This window comes from Bradyrhizobium sp. LA6.8 (genome assembly GCF_040547935.1).
Lineage (GTDB): Bacteria > Pseudomonadota > Alphaproteobacteria > Rhizobiales > Xanthobacteraceae > Bradyrhizobium > Bradyrhizobium barranii.
The window spans coordinates 1091540-1116289 of record NZ_JBEPQQ010000001.1; the positions used below are offsets into that span (position 1 = coordinate 1091540).

Below are 24750 nucleotides of genomic sequence, written 5' to 3' on the forward strand. Positions count from 1 at the left end.
CCATTCATGACCACCGTCGGTATTCGCGGCACGTTCTTCGACTTCGTCGACGATCCCTGGAAGCACATCGGTAACGAGCAGGCTGCCGCGCGCTTTCACCAGGACGGCCTCATGGTCGTCACGGACGGCGTCATCAAGGCGTTCGGTCCGTATGAGAAGATCGCCGCCGCTCATCCGGGCGTCGAGATCACCCATATCAAGGACCGCATCATCGTCCCGGGCTTCATCGACGGCCACATCCATCTGCCGCAGACCCGCGTGCTCGGCGCATATGGCGAGCAGTTGCTGCCGTGGCTCCAGAAATCGATCTACCCCGAGGAGATCAAGTACAAGGATCGCAACTACGCGCGCGACGGTGTGAAGCGTTTTCTCGACGCACTGCTTGCCGCCGGCACCACCACCTGCCAGGCCTTCACCAGCTCCTCGCCGGTCGCGACCGAAGAGCTGTTCGAGGAAGCGGCCCGCCGCAACATGCGCGTGATCGCGGGCCTCACCGGGATCGACCGCAACGCGCCGGCCGAGTTCATCGACACGCCCGAAAACTTCTATCGCGACAGCAAGCGTCTGATCGCGCAGTACCACAACAAGGGCCGCAACCTCTACGCCATCACGCCGCGCTTCGCCTTCGGCGCCTCGCCGGAGCTGCTCAAGGCATGTCAGCGCCTCAAGCACGAGCATCCGGACTGCTGGGTCAACACCCACATCTCAGAGAATCCGGCCGAATGCAGCGGCGTGCTCGTCGAACATCCGGACTGCCAGGATTATCTCGGCGTCTACGAGAAGTTCGACCTGGTCGGGCCAAAGTTCTCCGGCGGCCACGGTGTCTATCTCTCGAACAACGAGTTCCGCCGCATGTCCAAGAAGGGCGCCGCGGTGGTGTTCTGCCCGTGCTCGAACCTGTTCCTCGGCAGCGGTCTGTTCCGCCTCGGCCGCGCCACCGATCCCGAGCATCGGGTCAAGATGTCGTTCGGCACCGACGTTGGCGGTGGCAATCGCTTCTCGATGATCTCCGTGCTCGACGACGCCTACAAGGTCGGCATGTGCAACAACACGATGCTCGACGGCAGCATCGATCCGGCGCGCAAGGATCTTGCGGAAGCCGAGCGCAACAAGCTCTCGCCCTATCGCGGTTTCTGGTCGGTCACGCTCGGCGGCGCCGAGGGCCTCTACATCGACGACAAGCTCGGCAATTTCGAGCCCGGCAAGGAAGCCGATTTCGTCGCGCTCGATCCGAATGGTGGCCAGCTGGCGCAACCTTGGCACCAGTCGCTGATCGCCGACGGTGCCGGTCCGCGCACGGTCGACGACGCCGCGAACATGCTGTTCGCCGTCATGATGGTCGGCGACGACCGCTGCGTCGACGAGACCTGGGTGATGGGCAAGCGTCTCTACAAGCAGAGCTGAAGCGGACGGTCGCGATGAGCGCATCTCCGGATCCGGCGGCCCAGGCGGTCGCCCTCGTCATCCAGCGCCGCATTGCCGACGACGGCTTCGCCGCGTTCGCGCGGTGGAACGGCGAGGTCGGCGAGGCGCTGAAGGCGTGGCCCGGCTTCCTCAGCCAGGAGGTCGTGCCGCCGCAGCCGCCGGCGCATGTGGACTGGGTGACCATCCTGCGTTTCGCGAACCCGGCCGCTGCCCGCGCCTGGCTTCAGAGCGATGTGCGGGCGCGGCTGATCGCAGACGTGCAGCGCTTCTTCGTCGGGTCGGAGGACGTCCATATCCTTCCCGACACCGGCGTTCAGCGCGACAGCGCGGTCTCCGCCGTCATCTCCTTCAAGGTGCCGGATGGACTCGAGGATGCGTTCCTCAAATGGCAACAGCGCATCCAGGCCGCGGAGGCCGAATTCAGGGGGTTCCTGCGCCACAAGATCGAGCGGCCTATCCCGGGCCTGCACGACGAGTGGATCGTCATCCTGTCGTTCGACAGTGATGCCAACCTCAATGCATGGCTGGACTCGCCCTTGCGGCAGACGCTGCTTGAGGAAGGCGCGCGCTTCAACGCCGGCATGAACGTGAAGCGGGCAAGCTACGGCTTTAATTTCTGGTTCCCGGCCGGCAAGACGCAGGCTCCGGAGCAAGGGCCCGGCCTGATCTGGAAGAGCAACCTCATCGTCCTGCTGGTGCTCTATCCCGTGGTCTATCTCTGGGGCTATTTCGTCAGCGCGCCGCTGATCGACAGCCACGGCGTGCCGGTCTGGCTGTCGCTGTTCGTCGGCAATCTCGTGAGTACCCAGCTGCTCGGCTGGTTTCTCGTGCCGGCCGCCTTCAGGGCGCTCGACTGGTGGATCAAGCCAAAGGCAGCGCTCGGCCGCCAGATCGCGGGATATGCATTGCTTGCCGCGCTCTATGCGGGCTCGATGGGCCTGTACGCGCTGCTGCTCGCATGGCATTGGGGACGGTGAGGCCATCCACCGTGCGGACCGTTGCGGTGCTGTCGGGGAGAGGCCCGTCTCTGGACGCTGACGACCATGTTCGCCCTGACATTCCTCGGCACCTCGGCAAGCGTTCCCTCCGTGGAGCGCAACCATCCGGCCCTCCTGGTGGAGGCCGCGGGCAAGCGTATCCTGGTTGATTGCGGCGAGGGCACGCAGCGCCAGTTGCTGCGCAGCGGCGCCGGCTTTCGCCGGCTCGACCGCATCCTGCTGACGCACGGGCATCTCGATCACGTGCTCGGCATCCCCGGTCTCTTCTCGACGTTGGGGTTGCGGCAGACCTCGGACGTGATGACCGTTCATGCGGGCCCGGGCACGCTCGACATCGTCGTTCGCATGCTCGCGGGCTTGTGGGGCGCGGGCAGGGCGCCGATCCCTGTGGCGTTCGCACCGCTGACCGAGGGGCAAGTCATCGATGCCGGCGACTTCACCATCGACTGCTTTCCGGTTCGCCACCGCGACACCGACAGCTTTGGCTTCTCTTTCCAAAGCCCCGCGCGCCGCCACCTTCTGCCCGAGCGGCTTGCGTCGCTCAGTGTCCCGGACGGGCCGATGCGCGGAGAGCTGGCCGCCGGACGGCCGGTCGTGATCGCCGGTCGAACCATCGATCCGGAGGACGTCCTGGGTCCGCCGGGCGGCGGCAGGAAGCTCGTCGTGGTCGGCGACACCGAAACCACGGATGGTCTATCTCGACATGTCGCCGACGCCGACATGCTGGTGATCGAGGCGACGTTCCTCGATCGTGACGCCGCGACCGCGCGGGACTACGGCCATCTCACGGCGACCGAAGCCGCTTCGTTTGCCGCTGCCAACAACGTCAAGCAGCTCGTGCTGGTCCACATGTCGGGACGGTACGACGATGAAGAGATCTTGGCCGAAGCGACAAGGGTGTTTCCGAACACGCGGATCGCCGCCGACTTCGATCGCATCGTGATCTAATCGCCGTCACCGCACTCAGCTCGTCAATCCGGACTTGATCGCGAGATCCTGGACTTGGGCCGTCGCCTGCATGAGCCGCGGCAGCGCCTGGTCGCGGAAGGCCGCCATGTCCATGCGCATCGCATCGACCGTGACGCTCAGGCCGCCGATCACAAAACCCTGAGCGTCGAAGATCGGCGTTGCCAGCGTGCGCAGGCCATAGGCATTCTCGCCGTCGGAGACGGCATGGCCTTTTTTCTTCACCTGATCGAGCCGGGCGAGCAGTGCATCGAGATCGGTCAGCGTTCGCTCCGACAGTTTGACGCGAGGACGCAACTCGAGCCGCTCGATCTGCTGGTCGCGTGGCAGATGCGCCAGCATGACATGGCCGAGCGCGGCGCTGTAGGCGGGAATGCGCGTGCCCGGCCGGCGGTCCATCTTGTGACGGTCGAGGCCGGCACCGACGCGCGCGAGATAGACCACGTCGCCGCCATCGAGAATTCCGAGCGAGGCCGCATCGCCGACAGCAGGGACGAGGTCGCGCAGCAGCGGCTCGACGATCGGCCGCAACGAGCCGCGCGACAGCACGGTGTAGCCGAGGTCGAGACAGGCGACGCCGAGACGGAACCGGCGACTTTGCGGAACGGCCTGGAGATAGCCGAGTTCGGTCAGGGTCTGGATCAGGCGGAACGCCGTCCCGCGATCGAGATCAGCCCGTGCGGCAATCTCACTCAGGGTCAGCTCGAAGGTTTCGCTGGTGAAACTCTTGAGCACGGCAAAGGCCTTGCCGACGGAGGCGACATAATTCTTGGGATTTTTGGCGCTAGTTTCCGATACGCGCTTCGCTGCCTTCCCTGCGACCTTGGCCATGCTCGAATGCCCCACCATGACAGCCATGCCCTTGACGTCGGGCCGGGCTGATTTTACGACTGCACCAGCAAATAACAAATGTTCGCATTCCGAACAACATCGTTCTGACGATCGGAGGAAGTTTTGTCGACATCATCGCTGCACCCTCATGGCGTGTTCTCCGCCGCGTTGACGCCGCTCGACGCTGAGCTTGCTCCCGATCATGCGCGCTTCGTGGACCATTGTCGCTATCTGCTCGACGAAGGCTGCGACGGCATCGCGATGCTGGGCACGACGGGTGAGGCGAACTCCTTTTCGGTGGCCGAACGCACCGCGCTGCTCGAGGCGGTGGTGGCTGCCGGCATCGCGCCGCGGCGGCTTTTGCCCGGCACCGGCGTTGCCGCGCTCAGCGACACCATCGCGCTGACGCGCCACGCCCTCTCGGTCGGCGTCGACACCGTGGTGATGCTGCCGCCGTTCTACTACAAGAACGTCACAGATGACGGCATCTTCGCCTCCTACAGCGAAGTGGTGCAGCGCATCGGTGATGCGCGCCTGAAAGTCGTCCTCTATCACTACCCGCAGATGTCGGCGCAGCCGATCTCGCATGAGCTGATCGAGCGGCTGCGCAAGGCCTATCCGGCCACGTTCACGGGCATCAAGGATTCGTCCGGCGACTTCGCCAACATGACGGCGATGGTCGAACGGTTTCCGGGCTTCGCGGTCCTCGGCGGCGCCGATCCATTGATGCTGCCGCTGCTGCGCAAGGGCGGCGCGGGCTGCATCACCGCGACCTCCAATGTCGTCGCGCGCAGTCTTGCCCATGTCTTCAAGCACTTTGGCGACAGCGACGACGATCCTGCGCTCAAGGCGGCGCAGGCGCGCATCGTGAAGGCGCGCGAGCTGGTCTCGCAATTTCCGCAGATGGCATCGCTGAAGGCGCTGGTCGCCGATCGCACCAAGCATGCCGGTTGGCAGCGGCTGCGGCCGCCACTGGAGTCCTTGCCGCCGGACCAGCTGAAAGAGCTGCTTGCGAACGCTGCGGCATTCGCAGCCTCCGCCTAGGCTCGGTACGGACGACGAGGCATCTGATGTCCGACTCATTCCAGGATGCATTGGCCGGGCTCGCCGCGATCGTCGGCGACAAGCACGTCATCACGTCCGGAGCCGACCAGGAGCCCTATGTGGTGGACTGGCGCGGGCGCTATCGCGGCCGCGCAGTCGCGGTGGTAAAGCCCGGCTCGACTGCCGAGGTCGCCTCCGTCGTCAAATACTGCGTCGACAGGCGCCTTGCGATCGTGCCGCAAGGCGGCAACACCGGCATGTGCGGAGCCGCGACGCCGGACGATCACGCGGGCAATGTCGTGATCCGGCTCGACCGGATGCGAGCCGTGCGCGACGTCAGTCCGCTCGCCAATACGATCACGGTCGAGGCCGGCTGCATTCTCGCCGAGGTCCAGAACGCGGCGCGTAGCGTCGATCGCTACTTTCCCTTGAGCCTGGGTGCCGAGGGTTCTTGCCAGATCGGCGGCAACATCTCGACCAATGCCGGCGGCACGGCCGTTCTGCGCTACGGCCCGACGCGCGATCTCGTGCTCGGGCTCGAAGCCGTGCTGCCCGACGGGCGCATCTTCAACGGCCTGCGCGCGCTGCGCAAGGACAACACGGGTTACGCGCTCAAGCAGCTCTTCATCGGCGCGGAAGGCACGCTCGGCATCGTCACCGCGGCGGTGCTGAAACTGTTCTCGCCGCCGCGCAGCTCGGCGCTGGCGCTAGTGAAATTGCAGGGTGTCGCGCAGGCACTCGAGATCATGGCGCGCCTGCGCGGCGTGGTCGGCGACCGGCTCGGCAGCCTCGAAATCATGTCGCGCTCGCAGATCGAGGCGATCGCGGAGACCGTGCCGCATGTCACCATCCCGTTCGAGCTGACGACGCCGTGGTATCTGATCGTTGAGCTGACCGACACGCTCGCGGGCGTCGATCTCGACGAGCCGCTCGCCACGGCGTTGGCGGATGCGATGGAGGCCGGCATCGCCGAAGACGTCATCCTGGCCTCCAACCTCGCGCAGGCGAAAGCGATCTGGGCCGTCAGGCACAGCGTGTCCGAAGGCAACAAGCGCAGCGGCTATGTCGTCTCGCACGACAGCGTTGTGCCGCTGGAGCGCCAGGCGGACTTCGTCACCAATGTCGAGGCGCGAATTATGGCCGCGGTACCGCATGCCCGCCTGGTGATGCATGGCCATATCGGCGACGGCAACATCCACGTGATCGCCCTGATCGACCGTGCGCATTGTCAGGAGCCGGCGACGACGGCCGCCCTGGTGGCGCAAATCAATGAGATCGTCGACGATGAGACCGCAGCGCAGGGCGGGGCGATCAGTGCCGAGCACGGCATCGGGATCACCAATCGCGTCCGGCTGGTCCGTGTCGCCGATCCGCTCGATATCGAGCTGATGCGCGGCATCAAGCGCTTGCTCGATCCGAACGGCCTGATGAACCCCGGCAAGATCTTTGGCGCGGGAGCAGCATGACGATGACGGTCGTGCGCCTGCTTGCCGACGATCTCACCGGCGCGCTCGACACCGCGGCGGAGTTCGTCGGCCTGTGCGGACCGTTCGACGTCACCTGGGCGGAGTCGCCCGCGGCTCCGGGCGCGCAAAGCCTCGCGATCGACAGCGGCACCCGCGAGCGGTCGAAAGCCGACAGCGTCGAGATCGTCGGACGGCTGGCGCCGCAGCTTCAGGGTGGGACGATCGCCTACAAGAAGGTCGACAGCCTGCTCCGCGGTGCCTGGGCGGCCGAGCTCGGCGCCTGCCTGCGCGGCGGCCCTTGGGCTTCATGCGTGGTCGCGCCTGCCTTCGACTATCAGGGACGCCGCACCGTCGGCGGCCAGCAATTCGCGCGCACTGTACAGGGTGACTGGCATCGCGTCGGCGGCAACCTGCTGGACCAATTGAAACTGGAAGGTATCGAGGCGCGGCAGGGCGGCCCTGACACGCTCGCGCAAGGCGGCGTTCAGGTGTTCGATGCCGAGAGCGACATCGACCTCGATCGCGTCGTCGACATGGCGCAGCGTATGCCGGGGCCGGTGCTCTGGTGCGGAAGCGGCGGGCTGGCCGGCGCGCTCGCCCGCGGCCATCGCGTCGATGCGCCGAGCCGGCTGAAGCGGCCGGTGCTTGGGCTGTTCGGTTCCGACCAGGCCGCCACCGCCTCCCAGCTCGCAGCATGTGGCGAAGCCACCATCGCGTTGGCCGAAGGTGAGGGGGGCGCAGGCGTTCAACGCAAGCTGGCTGACGATGGCGTGGCGCTGGTGAAATTCACGCTCGCGGATGGCCTTTCGCGCGCTGAGGCCGCCCAGCGGATCGCGCGCGAGCTGACAACGCTGATTTCGGCGCTCGATCCGCCCGGAACCTTGATCGTTGCTGGCGGCGAGACCTTGAAGGCCGTATGCGTTGCGCTCGGCGCGCATGCGCTCCAGGCGACGGGGCGTATCGTGCCGGGATTGCCGCGCTCGGTGCTGCAAGGCGGCCGCTGGGCCGGCGTCGACGTCATCTCGAAATCCGGCGCGTTCGGCACCAGCGAGCTGTGGCGCGATCTGCTCCGGGACAATCATTTGCTGAATATGGGGAGCCCGACATGACCTCTCGTCATCTTGCCATTACCATGGGCGATCCGGCCGGGATCGGCCCGGAGATCATCGTCAAGGCCTGCATCGGGCTGAAGGACCGGATCGCGAAAGGCGATCTGCGCATCCTGATCATCGGCAGCGGCGCCGCGCTCGATGGTGCCAGGGCCGCGCTCGGTGCTGCCGTTGCGATTCCGGAGGTGAGTGCTGACGATGCTGACTGGCCGAACCTTTGTTTCCTCCAGGCGGATGTCGAGGGTACCCCGATCAAGCCCGGCGTCTTGAGCGCCGACGGTGGCCGCTTTGCCTACAAGGCGATCGAGCAGGGCGTGCGCCTGACCCAGGCCGGGCGGACCTCCGCGATTGTCACCGCGCCGCTCAACAAGGAAGCACTCAACAAGGCCGGCTATCACTTCCCTGGACATACCGAGATGCTGGCGCACCTCACCGGCGTCCGCGGATCGGTGATGCTGCTCGCCCACGGCAACATGCGCGTCAGCCATGTCTCGACCCACGTGGCGCTGGAAGACGTGCCGAAGCGTCTGACGCCGGAGCGTCTGCGCATGGTGATCGATCTCACCAACGAGGCCTTGCTGAGGCTCGGTATCGCCAAGCCGAAGATTGCGATCGCCGCGCTCAATCCGCATGCCGGCGAGGGCGGTCTGTTCGGCCGGCAGGATATCGACGTTTCGGCACCGACGATTGCCAAGGCCGTCGCCGATGGCCTCGACATCGTCGGCCCGGTGCCCGGCGACACCATCTTCGTCAAGCTGCGCGCCGGCCAGTACGATGCTGTGGTCGCGATGTATCACGACCAGGGGCACATCCCGGTCAAACTGCTGGGCTTCCAGGTCGATCCCGCGACCGGCCGCTGGCAGGAGCTCTCCGGCGTCAACATCACGCTGGGCCTGCCAATCATCCGCACCTCCGTCGATCACGGCACCGCCTTCGACATTGCCGGCAAGGGCATTGCCAACGAGCACAGCCTGATCGAGGCCATCGACTATGCCGAGCGGCTCTCCGCTGGTGCCTCCGTGTCCAAGTCATGAGATCGAACGCACGATGACCAACGCCTTCACGCCCATCGAAATCCAACGTCCCACCATCCTGGAATTCGGCAACGGCACCATCACGGCTGCTGCGCGCTTCGCCGAGCGGATCGGCGCCAGGCGGCCGCTGGTGATTTCCGATGCGTTCAATGCGCGCCGCGTCGATGCGCTGGCGCTGCCGGGCGCAGTGAAAGTGTTTGGCGACGTCAAGCCTGAACCGGACCTGCCTAATCTGGAGAAGGCGGTGGCGATGGCGAAAGAGGTCGCGCCTGATCTCGTCGTCGGCTTCGGCGGCGGCAGCGCGATGGATCTCGCCAAGCTGGTCGCGGTGCTCTGCACGAGCGACGTGGCCTTTGCCGATATCGTTGGGCCGGAAAAAGTCGCCGGCCGCAGCGTGCCGCTGATGCAGATCCCGACCACGTCGGGCACCGGCAGCGAGGCCGGCACCCGCGCGCTCGTCACCGATCCCGTCAGCCAGAACAAGCAGGCGGTGCAGAGCCGCTTCATGCTTGCTGATATCGCCATCGTCGATCCTGATCTCACGATGACCGTGCCGAAGGAGGTCACTGCGGCCACCGGCGTCGATGCGCTGGCGCATTGCGTCGAGGCCTACACCAGCCGCAAGGCGCATCCGATGATCGACCTTTATGCGCTCGAGGGCGCGCGGCTGGTCGGGCAACATCTCAAGCGGGCGGTCGCCGACGGCGGCGATCGCGAGGCGCGCGCGGGTCTCTCCCTGGCCTCGCTCTATGGCGGCTATTGCCTTGGACCGGTGAACACCACCGCCGGGCATGCTGTCGCTTATCCGCTCGGCACGCGCCATCATGTCGCACATGGGCTCGCCTGTGCCTTGATCTTCCCGCACACGCTGGCCTTCAACATGCCGGCAGTCGAGGCGAAGACGGTCGCGGTGCTGGCGGCGCTCGGCCTGCCGGCGCAGAACGATGCGAAGCTCGCATTCGACGCCACTTACGAGTTCTGCAAGAACCTCGGCATCGAGATGCGTCTGTCCGCGCTCGGCGTGCCCAAGGACGACCTCGGCGTCATGGCCGACGAGGCCCATGCCATTCGCCGCCTGCTCGACAATAATCCGCGAGACCTCGGCCGGGATGCGATCCTGAACATGTACGAGGTCGCGTTCTAGTCACCTCCGCCGCGCGCGGCACCCAATCAACAAAACAGTAGCAGTAGAGGAAACTTCGATGAGATCGATGTGGCTTGGTCTTGTGTCAGCCGTGCTGCTGGCGACGTTGCCGGCAAAGGCGCAGGACGGCTATCCGGCCAAGCAGGTGACGGTGATCGTCCCCTTCGCCGCCGGCGGTACCGCCGACATCTTCGCGCGCATGGTGTCGAACCATCTGCAAGTGAAGCTGGGCAAGCCGTTCGTGGTCGAGAATGTCGGCGGCGCCGGCTCGATCCTCGGCGTGACGCGGCTGGCGAAATCGGCGCCTGACGGCATTACGCTCGGGCTTGCCAGCACCTCCGCGCTCGCGATCAACCCCACGCTCTACGGGCCCAAGCTCAGCTACCAGCCGGACAGGGACCTCGTGCCGGTCGCCCAGATCAGCGTCGTGCCGAACGTACTCGTCGTGAACCCCAACAAGATCAAGGCGCGCACCGTGCCGGAGCTGATCGCCTATCTGAAGGCGAACCCGGACAAGGTCTCGTTCGGCTCGGCCGGCGTCGGCACCTCGCAGCATCTTGCCGCCGAACTGTTTCAACAGATGACCGGCACCAAGATGGTGCATGTGCCCTACAAGGGCTCCAGTCAGATGCTGACGGATCTGTTGAGCGGCCAGATCGATCTTGCCTTCGACAACGTGCCACTGCTGCTGCCGCAGGTGAAGACCGGCCAGCTCGAGATGCTCGCCACTGCAACGCCAAAGCGCGCCGCCTTCGATCCGGAAGTCCCGGCCGTCGCCGAATTCCTGCCGGGCTTCGAAGCGGTGGCCTGGCACGGCTTCTTCGTTCCCGCGGCCACGCCGAAGCCCATCGTCGAAAAGTTGTCGGGCGAGATCCGCGCCTTCATGCAGCAGCCGGAGACGGTGCAGAAGATGGCCGAGCTCGGCGCGGCCGCGGTTGCGGTCGATTCCGAACCTTTCAAGGCCTACATCGCCTCCGAGACCGAGCGGTGGAAGAAGGTGATCGAAGCGGCGAATATCAAGCTGGAGTAGGGGGCGGTCGCTTATCTGGAAATGACGGACGGGTCGCTGTCGGGTCGGCTTCCTCGCGAGCCCCGCTGAGCGCGGGCCTTGCCCCTCATTCGAAGAATTCGCCAACCCAGTTGTGCCTGACAGCCTCGACGTGCCAGCCCATTGCGCGTTGCGCGTTCGGTAGGGGATCCGGCACGTCGCTGCGGACGTGGCTGTCGAGGCCCCGCGCACGGTGCGCGTGGCGTCCTTCGCTCCGCAGGCGAAACCTGCCTTTTGACTCGAAAATCCGGCTGTAGCCGTCGGTCGGGAAGAATGTTCCTGCGATTGGAAAATGGGTCGGCTGCTGCCGAAGCATCAGGAACGTGATGTCCTCCGCGGTTTCCGATAGGAGAATTCCAACGGCCGTGTTGACCGGCGCGAGGCCGATCGGAGCTTCGGCCTCCGGTTCAACCTTGCCCGGTGCGCTCGCGATGGTGATGAACTCCGAGTTCGGACCGCAGCGGGACACGATGATCCATCGCCGGACCTTGCGTCGGATCGAAATCGGTCGATGATAGGCCGCGAACGAAAATTCCGCTGCCATAGCAACGACAAAGCCATTTTTCCACATACCAGCCATCTAACCCGTTACGGTCGTGGGCCGATCATCATGCGGGGGCGTGAAGCCAGCGTGAATTCGCACGGTCGCGGCGTCATCGCACGAATTTCTTGACCTGCGGCAGGGGCCTTGATGGCATGCTGTCGATCGAAGCTGTACCCTGCCGGGTAGCGGAACCGACCGATGGAAGCATCGAAGGCAACCAATCTGTTCGAGCGGTTGGCCGCATACCTGGCGGGCTCGCCAGCGCACGGCCGCGATCGCGAGCTGGAATCCATCCTCGAGAAACTCGACTACCTCCCGTCGGGTGGGACGGAGCCATCGGAGACGCGCAATCGCATTGAGCTGCTCGAAGCGGCGGCCAAATTTTCCGACGTCTTCCAGCTGGTCTCCCGTGATGCGCCGGGAGTCACGTTCTTCGGCGCGGAGATCAGTGCGACCGGCATCGATTCCACCTTCTCGCATCAGGCTCGCTCGAGTGCATCCGGCGCCGGTCTCTCGCTTCGTCAGGCTTTCGAATCATGCATCGGAGAGGGGGTCGAATACCTCTCCCAGTTCGAGACCGTGCTGGATCGTCTTCACCAGGGCCCGATCGCAGATGGACTTGCAGCCTTCGATCCCGCATCCCTGTCGGTCCTCTCCGAGTTCATGCGGCTGTCGGTGCGCAACAACGTCGATTGGATCGAAGCAACGCAGCTATCGAGCGGTCGGTCGGTGCTGTTTCCGGCGGACCTGTGCCTGCGCCGCACGGCCGAGCGAAGCGCGCTCACGCCGCCATTCAGCCTGAGCTCGGGCTGCGCGGCGGGCACCTCGTTCGAGACGGCTGCGCTGCACGGGATGCTGGAGCTGGTCGAGAGGGATGCGGCGAGCCTGTGGTGGCGCGGCGGCCTTCGCGGGCGGCAGGTTGCGCTGGAGGGGCACGCCGCGGCTACGGCCGCAGCCTGGGTTGCGCAAGCGCGCGGCGGCGTCACGACGAGGCGAACCTGGCTGCTCGAGATCACCACCGACATGGAGGTGCCTTGCATCGTCGCGATTTCCTGCTGCGCCGATGGCAGCGGCTTCGCCTGCGGACTGGCTGCACGTTTGAGTGTCGAGAATGCGGTCCGCTCGGCGCTGACGGAGATGTGCCAGATGGAATTGGCCTATGCCGTCGTCGAGCAGAAGCGCCGGGAAGGAGGCGACGAGCGGCTGAACGAACATGATCATCGTCACATCGCTCGCAGCACGCTGATCGATGCCGCGCGTTGTGAGCTGCTGCACCCGATCGCGCCCCGCCACGCAGCCGTCGAGTTGAGCCCGGACACGCCCGCGCGGCAACTTGCTGCATTGGTCGAGAGACTGTCAGCCAGAGGCGTCGAGACGTTTGCCATCGATCTGACCCGTCCCATGTTCGGGATTGCCGTCGTTCGGATCGTCGCGCCGGCGCTCCAGATGGAGCCGTCCGACGTCGCGACCGAACGTCTGGTGTCCGCTCGGCGCAGGACCGGAGGAGGCGATGCCTATACACGTGGAATTAGTTTGTTATAGTTACTGTTATTCCCAAAAGCGGTTTATCGGAGCGGATCCAAAGTGAGCGCTCGTGCACCTCTCTCGAAGTCCATTGCAAGGGATGGTGGAATTCCCAAGCCGAGCGAAAGCCTGTCGATTTCCGTTTTGGGCGGTCTGTCCGTCGTATTCGCGGGGCGGGAAATTCGGGTCAAGAGCCGAAAGTCGCGGGCGGTTCTCGGCTACCTGGCATTGACGGATCGCCACCAGGAAACACGTGAGCGTCTGGTCGGGCTGCTGTGGAGCGAGTCCGACGAATACAAGGCGCGTGCGTCGCTTCGTCAGGTCCTCCATGAGTTGCGGGAAACGTTCCTGGAGGCCGGATATGACGGGTTGCAGATCGAGAAAATGCTCGTCGAAATGGACCGCGATCGGCTGCATGTCGATCTCCTGGACACCTTGCGAGAGGCCGAAGCGCAACAGGCGCATCCGTTGCTGATGAGCGCGCCAGGTATCATGGAAACTCTTCTCGCAGGCCTCGACGATATCGACCCGTCGTTCCGTGTCTGGCTTCTCGCCAAGCGGCAGACCTTCCATGATCGCGTCTCGCGTGCACTCGAGGCCGGCCTCAGGAAGGTTGGGCTTGCCGTGGCGAACAGGCGCGCGCTGGCCGAAGCAATCCTGAATCTCGACCCGACCCACGAGGAGGCGTGCCGCTACGCGATGCAGACGCGCGCGGAGGAAGGCGACCTGTCCGGTGCGCTCCGTGTTTACAAGACCTTGTGGAACATCCTCGACGAAGAATATGGGATGGAGCCTTCGGCCAAGACCCAGCAATTGATCGCCGACATCAAGAACGGCCAATTCGAGGGTGAGGCCGCATCCGTTGCGGGCGATCAGATGCAGCGCGACGGCGCACAGGGTCCGGCGGCCGATGAGGCGCCGAGACAATCGCCGGCCTCGTCCCGGGCGGCGGCCAAGATCGCGATCCTGGTCGATCCGTTCAGCATGAATGGCGTAAGCGCGGACCGCGTCCACCTCGTGACGGGCTTTCGACATCATCTCATCGCCTGCCTGACCAAATTCCGCGAGTGGTATGTCGGAGACGGCGCTGCGCAACAACCCGTGGCGCCGGGAGAGCGTGCGGCAGCGTCCCGCTACAGCGTGGCGGCGACCGCCTATCAGGCGGGTGACACGATCAGCATGGTGCTGACCCTGCGAGAGACGAACACCGGCGTCTATATCTGGAGCGACACGTTCGAGTTGAAGCTCGAGAACTGGTTCCAGGTGCAACAAAGGATCGTGCAACGCACGGCGCTCTCGGTGAACGTCTATCTGTCGACCGAGCGGCTGACGCGCGTGGCCGTCGCGCCGGACGTGTCCCTGGACATCTACGACCGCTGGCTTCGCGCACAGGCAAGCTTCGGAAGTTTCAGCGCCGAACATTGGCGCGCTTCGACCGCGCTCCTGACCGAGGCGATCGCCGTCGCTCCGAACTTTTCGCCGAGCTACAGCGCGCTGGTTCAAATGAACAATACCGAGCATCTCGTCTTTCCGGGCCTGTTCCGCGATCTGACGAAGGCGAGGTCCACGCTCGAGCTTGCGAGAACGGCGGTGCAGCTCGACCCCGTCGATTCCAGAGCCCAGCTCTGCCTCGGCTGGTCGCAGGCGATGCTGATGCAGTATTCGGAAGCCAGTGCCCACGTCGATCTCGCATGCGAGCTCAACGGCAACGATCCCTGGACCTTGCTGTCGGCAGCGTCCTGCCAGGGGTTTTGCGGCAATTTCGAGCGCGGCAACGAACTCGTGGCAGAAGCTCTCAAGGTGTTCTGGTCGCCGCCGCCACTGCACTGGCCCTATCGCGCCGTGCTTCAGTTCATGCGAGGCAATTACCTGGAGGCGATCGAGGGGATCGATCGCGCCAACAACGTGGCGAAGACGCTCCCGGGCTGGAAGGCGGCCGCACTGTATCATCTCGGCAGGACGGAAGAGGCGCGCCTCGAGGCCAGGAAATTCCTCGATGGAATCCGCGCGATATGGTTCGGCAAGCCGCCCGCCGACCAGGACATCGCGCTCTGGCTCCTCCATGCGCATCCAATTGCCCGTCGCGAGGATTGGGAGCGCCTGCGCGATGGCATAGGCGGCGCAGGCGTCCCGGTCGTCGGCTTCAGGCATCACGCATGGTGAGCGGGTGCCTGCTTACCCGCAGAACTTGATCGTGTACTCTCCGACACGCTTCGAATGGAACAGCAGCCTGCCGCTGGGAGTATCGTTCTTCAGGCTGCTGTCCTTCATGTCGCTCGCGTAGAACGGCGGCATTGGGTAAGGGGAGGTGCCTTGCACCTCCTTTTCGGCCTCATTGAGCAGCTCGGCCGGCGGCAGCTTGATCAGCAGCTTGCCGTCATCGTATGACGTCTCGATGAAGACAAGCTCGGTGAATTTCTGGGGATATTTCGCCATGACGTCGGCCTTCAGGAGCTGGTCCTGGAATTCGGCGACGGTGGTCGGGCGCGACGACCGGTCGCGCGCCCATTTTTTCACGAGGTCGCCCCACTTGTCATAGTTTTCGACGTCGAACATCTCGAATTTCATTGCGGTCTCCCTTGGCTTTCCGCCGGCGGCATTGCCGGCCGTTCGAAAAAAGGTCAGATCGGCTTCCTTCAGGTCGTCGAGATTGGCGGCCAACGGAGCGGTCTCGGCCGGCCCTGTAGCGGTGGACCGTGCCGGCCGATCGTAGACTTCCCAAAGTCGACGGTGATCCTAGTTTGGCAACGTGATTTGAACGTGAATCGCCATTCGCGCGCGGGCGGGGAGACCGGCTGCATCGGCGCTCGAGGGAGAAGCACAGATCCGTTGACCCATTGAGACACCTCTCGACCGCCGAATTCACGCGCCTTTCACGATCAGCTTCGCCTTGCAAGCCTATCCTTCCTCCGCTGCCAAAGCACGGTCGGCCGTAAACCGATCGGCCCGTTCTCAGTCGCAAGAGACAACCGCGGGAGAGGAGCATGACACACACGACGAGCGCCGAATGGATCTACTACTTGCTGCTCTGTGGCTTGCTGGGGATGGCCGGCCAAGGCGTTCGCGCCATCGGCGGGGCGAAAAAGGTGCACGATCAGGCGCGGGACCTGAGCGCGGGCTTCAAGGACGTGTTCGATGGGGCGGCGTTTCTGGTGTCGATCGTTATCGGCTGCGTGGCGGGGATCTCCGCGGGGCTTATGGTCGAGCCGAAGGAAATCGGCCGGCAATTTCTCCTGAGCGTCCTGGCGGCCGGATACGCTGGCGCTGACTTCATCGACGCGTTCGTGAAGAAGAGCGTCCCCGACATCAACAAGGTTGCGGAAGCGGCCAAAGCCGTCGGCGGGCCGGAAAACTTGCCGGCCGTGAAGGCGCTTGGCGGTGAGGCTCCGGCCGTCGCCAACGCGATCCGCGCCAAGGCGGCAGCCGGGACTTGAAAGCCTGGTCGAAGGGGGAGGCGGCGATCGGGTGGTTTGTCGGGGCCTGATATCTGTCCGTCAGGCTGCGCTGATTTAATAGGCGAAAGGCCGGCGCCGCGTGTCGGGACGCGGGGCGGACAATTCGCAGCTTGGCAAAGGAGAGACGTGTCATGACTGTCCTGCTGAGAAACACCTTCAAGGCCTGGATCGACCGGGCGCCGGGCGCGCCGCCCAAGCTGGTCATGGTCGGCGACGTGAGGGTCCCGACCGATGGCTGGCAGGCCCGGCTGACCAGGCGCTCGCCGCAGGGGATCAATCCGAAGATCCTGATCCTCGACGTGAAGACGCAGCAGCCGGGCGGCGATGCGCAGGAAGCGATCACCACGATCCCGCTCCGCTACGAGGAGAGCCCGCCGCAGGACGAATACGGCCAGGTGATGATCGCGAACGGCAAGGCTGAGATCGTGGTTCGAGTCTGCGGCTCGAACTAGCCTTTCGATTGTTTGCCCGCGGAACCTTGTGATCTTCTGTGCCGCGTTGCATAACGAGGGTTGCATTCGGGGCTGTTCGCTCTCTCGTTGCTGCCGCTTTGTTCTGTCGATTTGGGGGATTTCCTGTGCGCCTCGGAAGCCGCATGCCGGACGTGATGCCTATCGTGGCCGCTTCTGTCGCTCTCTTCATCCTGCTCTGGCTCGCGTCCATCGCGCTCTATGCGATGCCTGAATCCGACGATTATTGCGTGACGAACCGCGTCAACAGCATGGGTCTCGTCGGAATGGTCAAATCCTATTATTTGCACCAGATGGGCCGATTGACCTCGCTTGTGGCGATCGCCGCCCCCGCCGTTGTCAGCAAGGTGACAGGCGTCGATTACGTGGTCGTCTATCCGGTCATACTCATTTGCGGCATGGCCATCTTCTTGGCAGTCAGCGTCTATTGGGCTGGTCGAATGTGGACCGGCCTGTCGTGGCCAGAGAGATTTTTGGCGGGTGCAATGCTCTGCGCGGCGAGCTTCGTTCTGGCGATCAGTCTGCGGGAGATGCTTTACTGGATCTCGGGCAGTGCGTCCTACATGGTTCCCGCCCTCTTCGTGATCATCATCCTCGTTGAGCTGGTGCGGTCCGCAGCGAACGAAACCGTGCTCTCGACCGGCCAAATCGTCGTTCTCTCCGCAATCGGCTTCCTGGGTGCTCTGGCCAACGAGTTCACGCCGTTTTGGATCGTAGCCCTCGTCGCCGGTTCTGCCCTTTATCGCGCGTTCTACCATCCTCGCCCGCAACTGGCGGGCCATGCAGCGATGCTGACGGCGACCTTCATCGGACTTGCGATCCTGCTTTTGTCACCGGGGAATGCGGTCCGGATGGCGGCATATCCGGAGGGGGGGAAGATCGCCGCTTCTTTCTCGATGGGGTTGTACTATCTGTGGCTCGAGCTGGTTCGGCATTACACCGAATCTGCGACGTGGGCCTGGCTCGGTTTCGTGGCGTTGTTTTCGGTCTTCGTGGTGCCTTCGCAACCGAGGCCGGCGGCGCGGCTGCTGGTCTTGATCGTCGGGCTCGTGGCGGCAGTGCTCGCTGGTCTCTACACCGCTTATGTCATCGCCTATTTTGCGACGGCGGAGGATCTCGCGACGCGAGGGCGGAATGAGGTGGTGGTTTTTCTTCTTGCCGGAGGGGGCTGCGTCGTCGCCCTGGCTGCCCGCTTCCTTCCCTCCCTGGGCCATCATGCCCATGTTCGCATGACGGCCCTGGTGGCCTGCGGGCTCCTTTCTTTTTTGCTCCTCGATAGCGTAGCGCTGGGATACGTCCGCGCCGAGGAGTCGCAATTCGCGACCTTCTGGAGCGAGAGTGTCCAGAGGCATCAGTTTCTTCGGACGACCAAGGACCTGGATGTTGTTGTCCCCAAGAGATCGGTCAAGCCGTCCATGCTGATGGACGGTGAGCTAACCAAAAATCCGGGCCAGCTGCCGAATGATTGCGTCGGTGAATTCTATGGCAAGCGATCCGTGGTCTTGGGCGATTAGGTCAGCGGATCGGCCTGTAAACCCTCCCGCGCTGCGTTCGGGCGATCGCCGGCTGCGGCGTGCCGGCGTCGAGCGCGCGCATCATGCCTGGGTAAAGCCGACAGACCATCCCCATTGATCGACGTGAAGCGGCACGCCGGCGCGCCCGTTGATCGTGGCATGTGGACGTCGTCGAGGCAGGTGTGCCAGGTCTCCTGGTGCTGATTGCCGGAGCCGGCCGCGGGTGAGGGCGGACATGCCACCACGGCGCGAACGCAGCGCGAACAAGCTGCGATGCTCACAGAGGGGCTAGACCGCGAACGCCGGCGCGGCTATATGAGCGCCAGCGCGCCGCTGATTTGCAAAACGTTTGCTGCGGCTTGCAAAACTTCCGAAGAAAGTCTTGTGATATCAAGCACTTCGGTGGGGAATGGTGTAACGGTAGCACAACAGACTCTGACTCTGTTTGTCTTGGTTCGAATCCAGGTTCCCCAGCCAGAATATCGGAAAGCCCATTTCGCAAACGAAATCAGGAGCTTACCGAATGGCACAAAACCCGAACCCACCTAGCTCACCCACCTCGGTTCAAAGCGCCAGCCCGCAGCAACTAGCCGACCTCGCAACCTTGCTTGCGCTGATGCAAACCGCCTCAAAGATCAGTCAGGAACTGGACACGCTTGCCAACCAAGTCGGCGGGTCGCTGGAGAAGATTGCAGAGCGCTTCGGGGTACCCTTTGGCGATGTTCATCAGACCTTCGTGGAGCAGCGGGCCACAGGCAGGAGGACGCCGAAGGTCAACAAGTCGCGCAAGGCAGCCGCACCTCGTTGATCAACACCATTCAACCATCAGCGAGGCTGTCAGTCCCAAGGGACTTCTTGAAACGCTTTCTGCCCGCCTTGGCCTGGAGAGCCTTCGGGACCTCCACCACAACGGAGTATGTGTTGAACTGCTTGACGAGATACTTCCGGTCCATGCCAACCCACCTAGCTCACCCACCTAGACATATTGGCAGAAACCACTATAAACAAGCCGTTCTAGGGCCTCCGAGAGGTTTTGGTTGAGTATCCAGGTTCCCCAGCCAGTTCCGGGCGATTTACCCAGATCATAACCTGCTCTGAATCGGGCCCGCGTCGCGAGCCTGACGTGCCGTCGGCAGTCCGCGCCTTTGGTCGGTCCGGCCTCGGCGCCTTGGCCCGACTCATCGCGCCCGCGATGCGCCGCGCGGCGATACTAGGCGTAACGATTAGCGGCGCTTCTTCCGGCCTGTCTTGGCGGCACGCTTTTTCGTCGCCCGTCGCTGGCCGCGACCTGCATCTGCCGCGCCCCATGGAATTTTCGCGCTGACGCGCTTCTTGGCGCCGACGAGATTGGGCGTCTGGTTGTATTTGAGGCGACGGAGTTTGGCCGTGACGAGCTCGCTCAGCTCCTGGAACGACGGATTGGCGCCGCGGTCTCGTTGTTCGCGCAGCACCTTCGCCATGCAGAACGTGTAGGCGCCATACGACGTGACGCCGTCACGATATTCATAGGACAGCTCCTGCTCCTGGCAGGCCTCGAGGAGAATCGGCAGATAAGGACCGTGATGCCCGAGCTCGGCCCGCGTCTTGTTGTATTCCTTGTCGGGCTGGGTGCGGAGCGCCATGCTGCGCCCGAGCCGTTGCGTGGCGCCGTTGTCGCCGAGATAGTCGGCGCCGTTCTTGCTCTTGCTCAGACTCTCGTTCAGGGGAGGGAAGTCACGCGGCACCCACATGCCTTCGCTTGCCTCCCACCGCAGCGCCCGGTGGCGGATATCGTCGGGCGGCGTCAGGCCGCGGATGCGCGGACCGCCGTCACGTGTCATGCCGCCGGAATGGCAGCAGTCGAGCATGGCGACGAAATAGCAGTCGTACGGAAGCTGTGAGTAGAGCTGGCTGAACTGGCGGTCGAGAATGGCGTGCTCGGGCGTCCAGTCGAAATCATAGGGAACCAGGCACTCGTCGACGCTATCCGGTGCGCCGCTCGGGCTGTATCTGGGAATCTGGGCGCCATGGCCCGAGTAGAACATCATACGCTCGTCGCCGTCGCGGACGCCATCGAGCAGCCAGTGAAGCCTTTCCATGATGCCCTGCGCCGTCGCCCGCTCATTGAGAACGACGCGTATTTCGTCCGGCTTGAAGGCGCTTTCCTGTAGCACCGAGCTCATGAGGAATACGTCGTTGACGCATCCTTCGAGCCTGTCCGCGGGTTTGGGATAGTCGTTGATGCCGATCAGCAGGGCGCGGCGGGTCGGCCGGGTGTCAATGCGGGCAATTCCCCGCGCGGCGCTGACGATGGAGCGTGACGCCGGCACCGGGACCACGTCGTGCCAGACGGTGGCGACGGTCTCGGGGCGCGACAGGTACCAGGTCGCTTTGTGATTCAGGAGATCGTTGGGGACATCGAACGGTGTCAGCACCTGCTGAAAATTGTCTGCGGCGATCTCGAGCGGATAGGTGAGAACGCGATCTTCCCGGTTGAACAGATGGTACCATTTCCGGCAGGGAAGGTCCTGAATGCGGCCTGCGAAGATGTCGCGCACCGCGGGATTGCCGATCTGCGAACCGAACGTGACGAAGACCTTGTCCCTGATCGCAGCGGGGTTGCGCACGAACGTGTCGTAGCAGATCAGCGAGCCGAGGCTGTGAGCCAGGACAACGTCGTAGTTGCCGCTCTTCAGCTTGTCGAGGACTGCGCTGCGCAGCGCGCTCTGCAACTGCTCATCCACCGACCACTGGGCGACCATGCCCGCGGTCCATCTGATCAGGGTTGGTACGTCATCAAGGCTGCGTGTGCCCGCGAGCAGATCACCGATCCCGTGGACGGTCGCGCTCGCCAGCAGTTTCGCCAGCGCGATGCCGTAGGTGACGAGGTTGGGCGGGCTCTTGTCGAACAGGTCGTCATACGAGAGGAAGTCGATGGCCGGGTTGAGGCTCTGATCGACGGACTGGACGGCGCGTATGATCGCCTCGGACCAGGACTTTCGAAACTCGGCGTCGATCTCCGCGTGACCGACGCCGTGGACACAAAGCAATGACAGGCGGGTGCTCATGAAAGCTGCCTTTCAATTGCAATCTGAAGTAGCCGATGTACGAGCGCAAACGTCCGGGATGATGTCACGGCGCGGCGAGCTTCAAATGTGAAGTAGCGCACGAAATCCTCGCGACAGTTTGCCTCACCTTGCGGGTGTGATGACGTGTCGGATCGCCGTGCGCCGCTTCGTCCTTGGGGCAGGCAACCCAAAGGAGATCCCGTGATGCCCTATGTCGATGGTTTCGTGCTGGCCGTGCCGAAGGACAAGATCGAGGCTTACAAGGCGCTGGCGCGAAAGGCCTGCGCGGTGTGGATGGAACACGGCGCGCTCGATTACGTCGAGTGCATCGGCGACGACGTGCCCCATGGCGAGTTGACCTCGTTTCCGCGCGCGGTGATCGCGAAGGAGGACGAGGTCGTGGTGTTCTCCTGGATCGTCTACCGTGACCGGGAGACCCGCGACGCCGTCAACAAGAAGGTGATGGCCGATGAGCGGCTCAAGGGCGCCGACATGCCCTTCGACGGCAAGCGCATGATCTATGGCGGCTTCACGACGCTGCTGCGGGCGAGCGACGTCGTCGGCTGACGGCGTTTCGCAGGGTGGGTTGGCGGCAGCCTCACCCACCGCCTCTGCGTTCGCGGAAACACACGGGGGCCGGGTTACGCCAGCGGACCGCGCTTGGCGGAGTCGTAGTGTTAACCCACCCCTGCAGATGGCAATGACGTCCACCGTTCGGGTTACCGCGTTCGCGCCGGGCGACGCCGGATTTGAACGCCGCGCGCGCCGGCGCGTTCGCTGCCTCCCATGCAGCATTGCGCAAGTCCGTTTCGTCTTGCCGGTGTCCGGCTGGCATGCCATCCTAGATCCACCAGGCATAAACAAACGGAAGCGGGCGCTTAGCCTGCAGCTTCCAAAATAGCTTGGTTGGGGAAACCCTTTGGGAGGTCTGATTTGATGAATTTCAAGCACGTCACCGGGCTGTTTTGCGCAGCCGCGATGTTCCTTGCGCTCGGCTCCGGCGCGCAGGCCCAGGACAAGGTCATCAAGATCGGCGTCATCATGCCGATGTCCGGCGGCACCGCCTCGATCGGTGCGCACGCCAAGGCGGCGCTCGAAGTCGCCATGGACATCATCAACAATGCCCATCCTGAGCTTGGCAATCTGCCGCTGGCGAAGAACGCCGGCCTTGCCGGCCTCGGCGGCGCCAAGATCGAGGCTGTGTTCGCCGACAACCAGGGCAACCCGGCGACGGGCCAGAATCAGGCGCTACGCCTGATCACGGAAGAGAAGGTGGCGGCCGTGTTCGGCTCCTACCAGTCCGGCGTCACGCTGACTTCGAGCGCGATCGCCGAGAAATACGGCGTTCCATTCCTGAACTCGGAATCGGTCGCCGCCAATCTCACCGAGCGCGGCTTCAAATGGTTCTTCCGCACCACGCCGATTGCGACCGATTTCGCCAAGATCTATGTCGACTTCCTCGCCGACATCAAGGCGCAGGGTGCCAAGACCGACAGCGTCGCGGTGGTCCATGACAACACCGAATACGGCACCTCGGTCGCCAACACGATCGCCGGCGCCTTCAAAGAAAAGGGCCAACCGATCGCGCTCGACATCGCCTATCCCGTCAATGCGACCGACTTGCAGGGCCAGGTGCTCCAGCTCAAGGACAAGAAGCCCGACGTCGTCATCATGATCAGCTACACGTCGGATGCGATCCTGTTCGCCAAGACCATGCAGTCGCTCGACTACAAGCCGGCCGTGCTGCTGGCCGACGATGCCGGCTACTCCGATCCGTCCTTCACCAAGGCGGTCGGCAAGATCTCGCAAGGCGTCTTCAACCGCTCGTCCTGGGTCGTGGGACCGCCGGGCTCGGCGTCCGCCATCATCGCCGAGATGTACAAGAAGAAGAGCGGCGAGGAGATGGACGACACTGTGGCGCGCCAGATGCAGGGCTTCTTCGTGCTGGCCGATGCCATCGACCGCGCCGGCTCGACCGAGCCTGCAAAGATCCAGGCCGCGCTGAAGGCGACGGACCTGAAGCCCGAGCAGCTCATGATCGGCTACAAGGGCGTGAAGTTCGACGACAAGGGCCAGAACATCCTGGCTTCCGGCGCCATCATCCAGCTCCAGGATGGCGAGAACTACGTCGCGGTATGGCCGAAGGCCAATGCCGAGAAGGCGCCGGTACTGCCCTACAAGGGCTGGTAAGATTGCCTGAAGGCGGGACCGCGCGTCCCGCCTTTCCCAGAATGTTTTGATCAGAGCAACGCAGCTCATGTCCTTCGTACTCGTGCAGGTGATTGTCGGCGGGCTTCTGCTTGGCGCCGTCTACGCCCTGTTTTCCTCGGGCCTCACGCTGGTGTGGGGCATGATGAACATCGTCAATTTCGCGCATGGCGACTTCGTCATGCTTGGCATGTACGTCGCCTATGTCGTCTATACGCTGATGGGGGGAGGGCCCATCCTCGGCGCCCCACTGGCGACACTGGTGCTCGCGACCGTCGGGGTCGTTGTCTATTTCGCCCTGATCCGCGACATCATGAAGGGGCCGATGCTGGCGCAGATCCTCGGCACGTTCGGGCTCGCGCTGCTGCTGCGCTATTCCGTGTTCTGGTGGTTCGGCGCCAACTTCCTGTCGATGCCGTCGAATATCGTCGGCGGCACCTATGCGTTTGCGGGCCTGCGGATCGAAGCCTCGCGGCTGCTTGCCGGTGTCGTCGCGCTGCTGGTGACATTCGGCCTCCACCTGCTTCTGACGCGCACATCGCTTGGTTCAAAAATGCTGGCGGTGGCGGAGGATCAGACCGCTGCTCAGCTTATGGGCATCAGGCCCGATACCATGCAGGCGATTGCCTGGGCCATCGCGGCCGGCGCCACCGGCCTTGCCGGCGCGCTGATCGCGAACTTCTTCTACATCGTGCCGACGGTCGGCGAGACGCTCGGCATCGTCGCCTTCGTGACGGTATCCCTTGGCGGCTTCGGCAGCGTGCCAGGCGCGCTCGTCGCGGGCCTGTTGATCGGCGTCATCGAGTCGCTCTCCGGCTATCTGATCGGTGCGGTCTACAAGGACATCGTCGTCTATGTCCTGTTCCTGTTCTTCCTCTGGTTCCGGCCGCAAGGCCTGATGGGCAAGCTCTGATGAGAAAGCT

The 24750-nt window shown here is 64.0% G+C and carries 23 protein-coding genes and 1 tRNA gene; 19 read left to right on the forward strand and 5 right to left on the reverse strand.

The genetic code is table 11. From position 1 onward, the window contains the following. Positions 1-6: 6 nt before the first annotated feature. From guaD to rnz, 3 genes are all read left to right on the forward strand, one after another. Positions 7-1404 carry a guanine deaminase gene (gene guaD, locus ABIA90_RS04750; protein ID WP_028146606.1) on the forward strand — a complete coding sequence of 466 codons (1398 nt, stop codon included), beginning with the start codon at positions 7-9 and terminating at the stop codon, positions 1402-1404. Between the two features lie 14 nt (positions 1405-1418). Further along, positions 1419-2402, forward strand: coding sequence for an antibiotic biosynthesis monooxygenase (locus ABIA90_RS04755; RefSeq protein WP_166094919.1), 984 nt, complete (start codon positions 1419-1421; stop codon positions 2400-2402). Positions 2403-2468: 66 nt separating this feature from the next. Then, on the forward strand, positions 2469-3371 hold the full coding sequence (gene rnz / locus ABIA90_RS04760) for a ribonuclease Z (RefSeq protein WP_354117457.1): 903 nt from the start codon (positions 2469-2471) through the stop codon (positions 3369-3371). Between the two features lie 15 nt (positions 3372-3386). On the opposite strand, the gene ABIA90_RS04765 is transcribed toward rnz, so the two are convergent. Next, positions 3387-4220: an IclR family transcriptional regulator gene (locus ABIA90_RS04765; RefSeq protein ID WP_063986442.1), complete on the reverse strand. Its 834-nt coding sequence runs from the start codon at positions 4218-4220 to the stop codon at positions 3387-3389. A 123-nt stretch (positions 4221-4343) separates the two neighbouring features. Between ABIA90_RS04765 and ABIA90_RS04770 the strand changes: the two genes are divergently transcribed. Genes ABIA90_RS04770 through ABIA90_RS04795 form a run of 6 tightly spaced genes read left to right on the forward strand, consistent with a single transcriptional unit; the run spans position 4344 to position 11047 of the window. Next, positions 4344-5264 (forward strand): dihydrodipicolinate synthase family protein, encoded by a 921-nt coding sequence (locus ABIA90_RS04770; protein WP_354117458.1) that lies wholly within the window; start codon positions 4344-4346, stop codon positions 5262-5264. 26 nt (positions 5265-5290) lie between these two features. After that, positions 5291-6730, forward strand: coding sequence for an FAD-binding oxidoreductase (locus ABIA90_RS04775; RefSeq protein ID WP_354117459.1), 1440 nt, complete (start codon positions 5291-5293; stop codon positions 6728-6730). Between the two features lie 2 nt (positions 6731-6732). Further along, positions 6733-7839, forward strand: coding sequence for a four-carbon acid sugar kinase family protein (locus tag ABIA90_RS04780; RefSeq protein ID WP_354117634.1), 1107 nt, complete (start codon positions 6733-6735; stop codon positions 7837-7839). Further along, positions 7836-8873, forward strand: coding sequence for a 4-hydroxythreonine-4-phosphate dehydrogenase PdxA (gene pdxA / locus ABIA90_RS04785; protein ID WP_354117460.1), 1038 nt, complete (start codon positions 7836-7838; stop codon positions 8871-8873). Before ABIA90_RS04780 ends, pdxA begins: the two co-directional genes overlap by 4 nt. Before the next feature lie 13 nt (positions 8874-8886). Then, positions 8887-10017, forward strand: coding sequence for an iron-containing alcohol dehydrogenase (locus ABIA90_RS04790; RefSeq protein WP_354117461.1), 1131 nt, complete (start codon positions 8887-8889; stop codon positions 10015-10017). Between the two features lie 58 nt (positions 10018-10075). Then, positions 10076-11047, forward strand: coding sequence for a Bug family tripartite tricarboxylate transporter substrate binding protein (locus ABIA90_RS04795; RefSeq protein ID WP_354117462.1), 972 nt, complete (start codon positions 10076-10078; stop codon positions 11045-11047). Positions 11048-11132: 85 nt separating this feature from the next. Here the strand turns inward: ABIA90_RS04795 and ABIA90_RS04800 are convergent, their stop codons facing one another. After that, the gene (locus ABIA90_RS04800) at positions 11133-11534 is read right to left on the reverse strand and encodes a hypothetical protein (protein ID WP_354117463.1); all 402 of its coding nucleotides are present in this window, start codon (positions 11532-11534) and stop codon (positions 11133-11135) included. A 273-nt stretch (positions 11535-11807) separates the two neighbouring features. Here ABIA90_RS04800 and ABIA90_RS04805 point away from each other — a divergent pair, with 273 nt between their 5' ends. Both ABIA90_RS04805 and ABIA90_RS04810 read left to right on the forward strand, forming a co-directional pair. After that, a complete protein-coding gene (locus ABIA90_RS04805) occupies positions 11808-13151 on the forward strand; it encodes a YcaO-like family protein (RefSeq protein ID WP_354117464.1) in 1344 nt (447 codons plus the stop codon). A 210-nt stretch (positions 13152-13361) separates the two neighbouring features. Continuing rightward, positions 13362-15296, forward strand: coding sequence for a BTAD domain-containing putative transcriptional regulator (locus tag ABIA90_RS04810; protein WP_354117465.1), 1935 nt, complete (start codon positions 13362-13364; stop codon positions 15294-15296). A gap of 12 nt (positions 15297-15308) precedes the next feature. On the opposite strand, the gene ABIA90_RS04815 is transcribed toward ABIA90_RS04810, so the two are convergent. Continuing rightward, a complete protein-coding gene (locus ABIA90_RS04815) occupies positions 15309-15701 on the reverse strand; it encodes a hypothetical protein (protein WP_354117466.1) in 393 nt (130 codons plus the stop codon). Between the two features lie 416 nt (positions 15702-16117). Between ABIA90_RS04815 and ABIA90_RS04820 the strand changes: the two genes are divergently transcribed. The 5 genes from ABIA90_RS04820 (at position 16118) to ABIA90_RS04840 (ending at position 19380) form a co-directional block, all read left to right on the forward strand. Then, positions 16118-16567 carry a hypothetical protein gene (locus ABIA90_RS04820; protein WP_354117467.1) on the forward strand — a complete coding sequence of 150 codons (450 nt, stop codon included), beginning with the start codon at positions 16118-16120 and terminating at the stop codon, positions 16565-16567. A gap of 152 nt (positions 16568-16719) precedes the next feature. Continuing rightward, on the forward strand, positions 16720-17040 hold the full coding sequence (locus ABIA90_RS04825) for a hypothetical protein (RefSeq protein ID WP_028146592.1): 321 nt from the start codon (positions 16720-16722) through the stop codon (positions 17038-17040). Between the two features lie 143 nt (positions 17041-17183). Further along, a complete protein-coding gene (locus ABIA90_RS04830; RefSeq protein ID WP_354117468.1) occupies positions 17184-18572 on the forward strand; it encodes a DUF6056 family protein in 1389 nt (462 codons plus the stop codon). A 403-nt stretch (positions 18573-18975) separates the two neighbouring features. After that, a tRNA-Gln gene (locus ABIA90_RS04835) sits at positions 18976-19049 on the forward strand. Positions 19050-19095: 46 nt separating this feature from the next. Further along, positions 19096-19380, forward strand: coding sequence for a hypothetical protein (locus ABIA90_RS04840; protein ID WP_354117469.1), 285 nt, complete (start codon positions 19096-19098; stop codon positions 19378-19380). Positions 19381-19390: 10 nt separating this feature from the next. On the opposite strand, the gene ABIA90_RS04845 is transcribed toward ABIA90_RS04840, so the two are convergent. Together ABIA90_RS04845 and ABIA90_RS04850 are read right to left on the reverse strand one after the other, a co-directional pair. After that, a complete protein-coding gene (locus ABIA90_RS04845) occupies positions 19391-19525 on the reverse strand; it encodes a DUF6538 domain-containing protein (protein WP_354117470.1) in 135 nt (44 codons plus the stop codon). 270 nt (positions 19526-19795) lie between these two features. Beyond that, positions 19796-21619, reverse strand: a complete 1824-nt coding sequence (locus ABIA90_RS04850; protein ID WP_354117471.1) for a caspase family protein — start codon at positions 21617-21619, stop codon at positions 19796-19798. A gap of 204 nt (positions 21620-21823) precedes the next feature. Here ABIA90_RS04850 and ABIA90_RS04855 point away from each other — a divergent pair, with 204 nt between their 5' ends. The 3 genes from ABIA90_RS04855 to ABIA90_RS04865 all read left to right on the forward strand — a co-directional run bounded on the left by ABIA90_RS04855 (position 21824) and on the right by ABIA90_RS04865 (position 24740). After that, entirely contained in the window at positions 21824-22186 is a 363-nt protein-coding gene (locus ABIA90_RS04855; RefSeq protein ID WP_354117472.1) for a DUF1428 domain-containing protein, read from the forward strand. A 369-nt stretch (positions 22187-22555) separates the two neighbouring features. Next, positions 22556-23809 carry an ABC transporter substrate-binding protein gene (locus ABIA90_RS04860; RefSeq protein ID WP_085402001.1) on the forward strand — a complete coding sequence of 418 codons (1254 nt, stop codon included), beginning with the start codon at positions 22556-22558 and terminating at the stop codon, positions 23807-23809. A 67-nt stretch (positions 23810-23876) separates the two neighbouring features. After that, positions 23877-24740 carry a branched-chain amino acid ABC transporter permease gene (locus ABIA90_RS04865; protein ID WP_071914968.1) on the forward strand — a complete coding sequence of 288 codons (864 nt, stop codon included), beginning with the start codon at positions 23877-23879 and terminating at the stop codon, positions 24738-24740. Positions 24741-24750 lie beyond the last annotated feature (10 nt).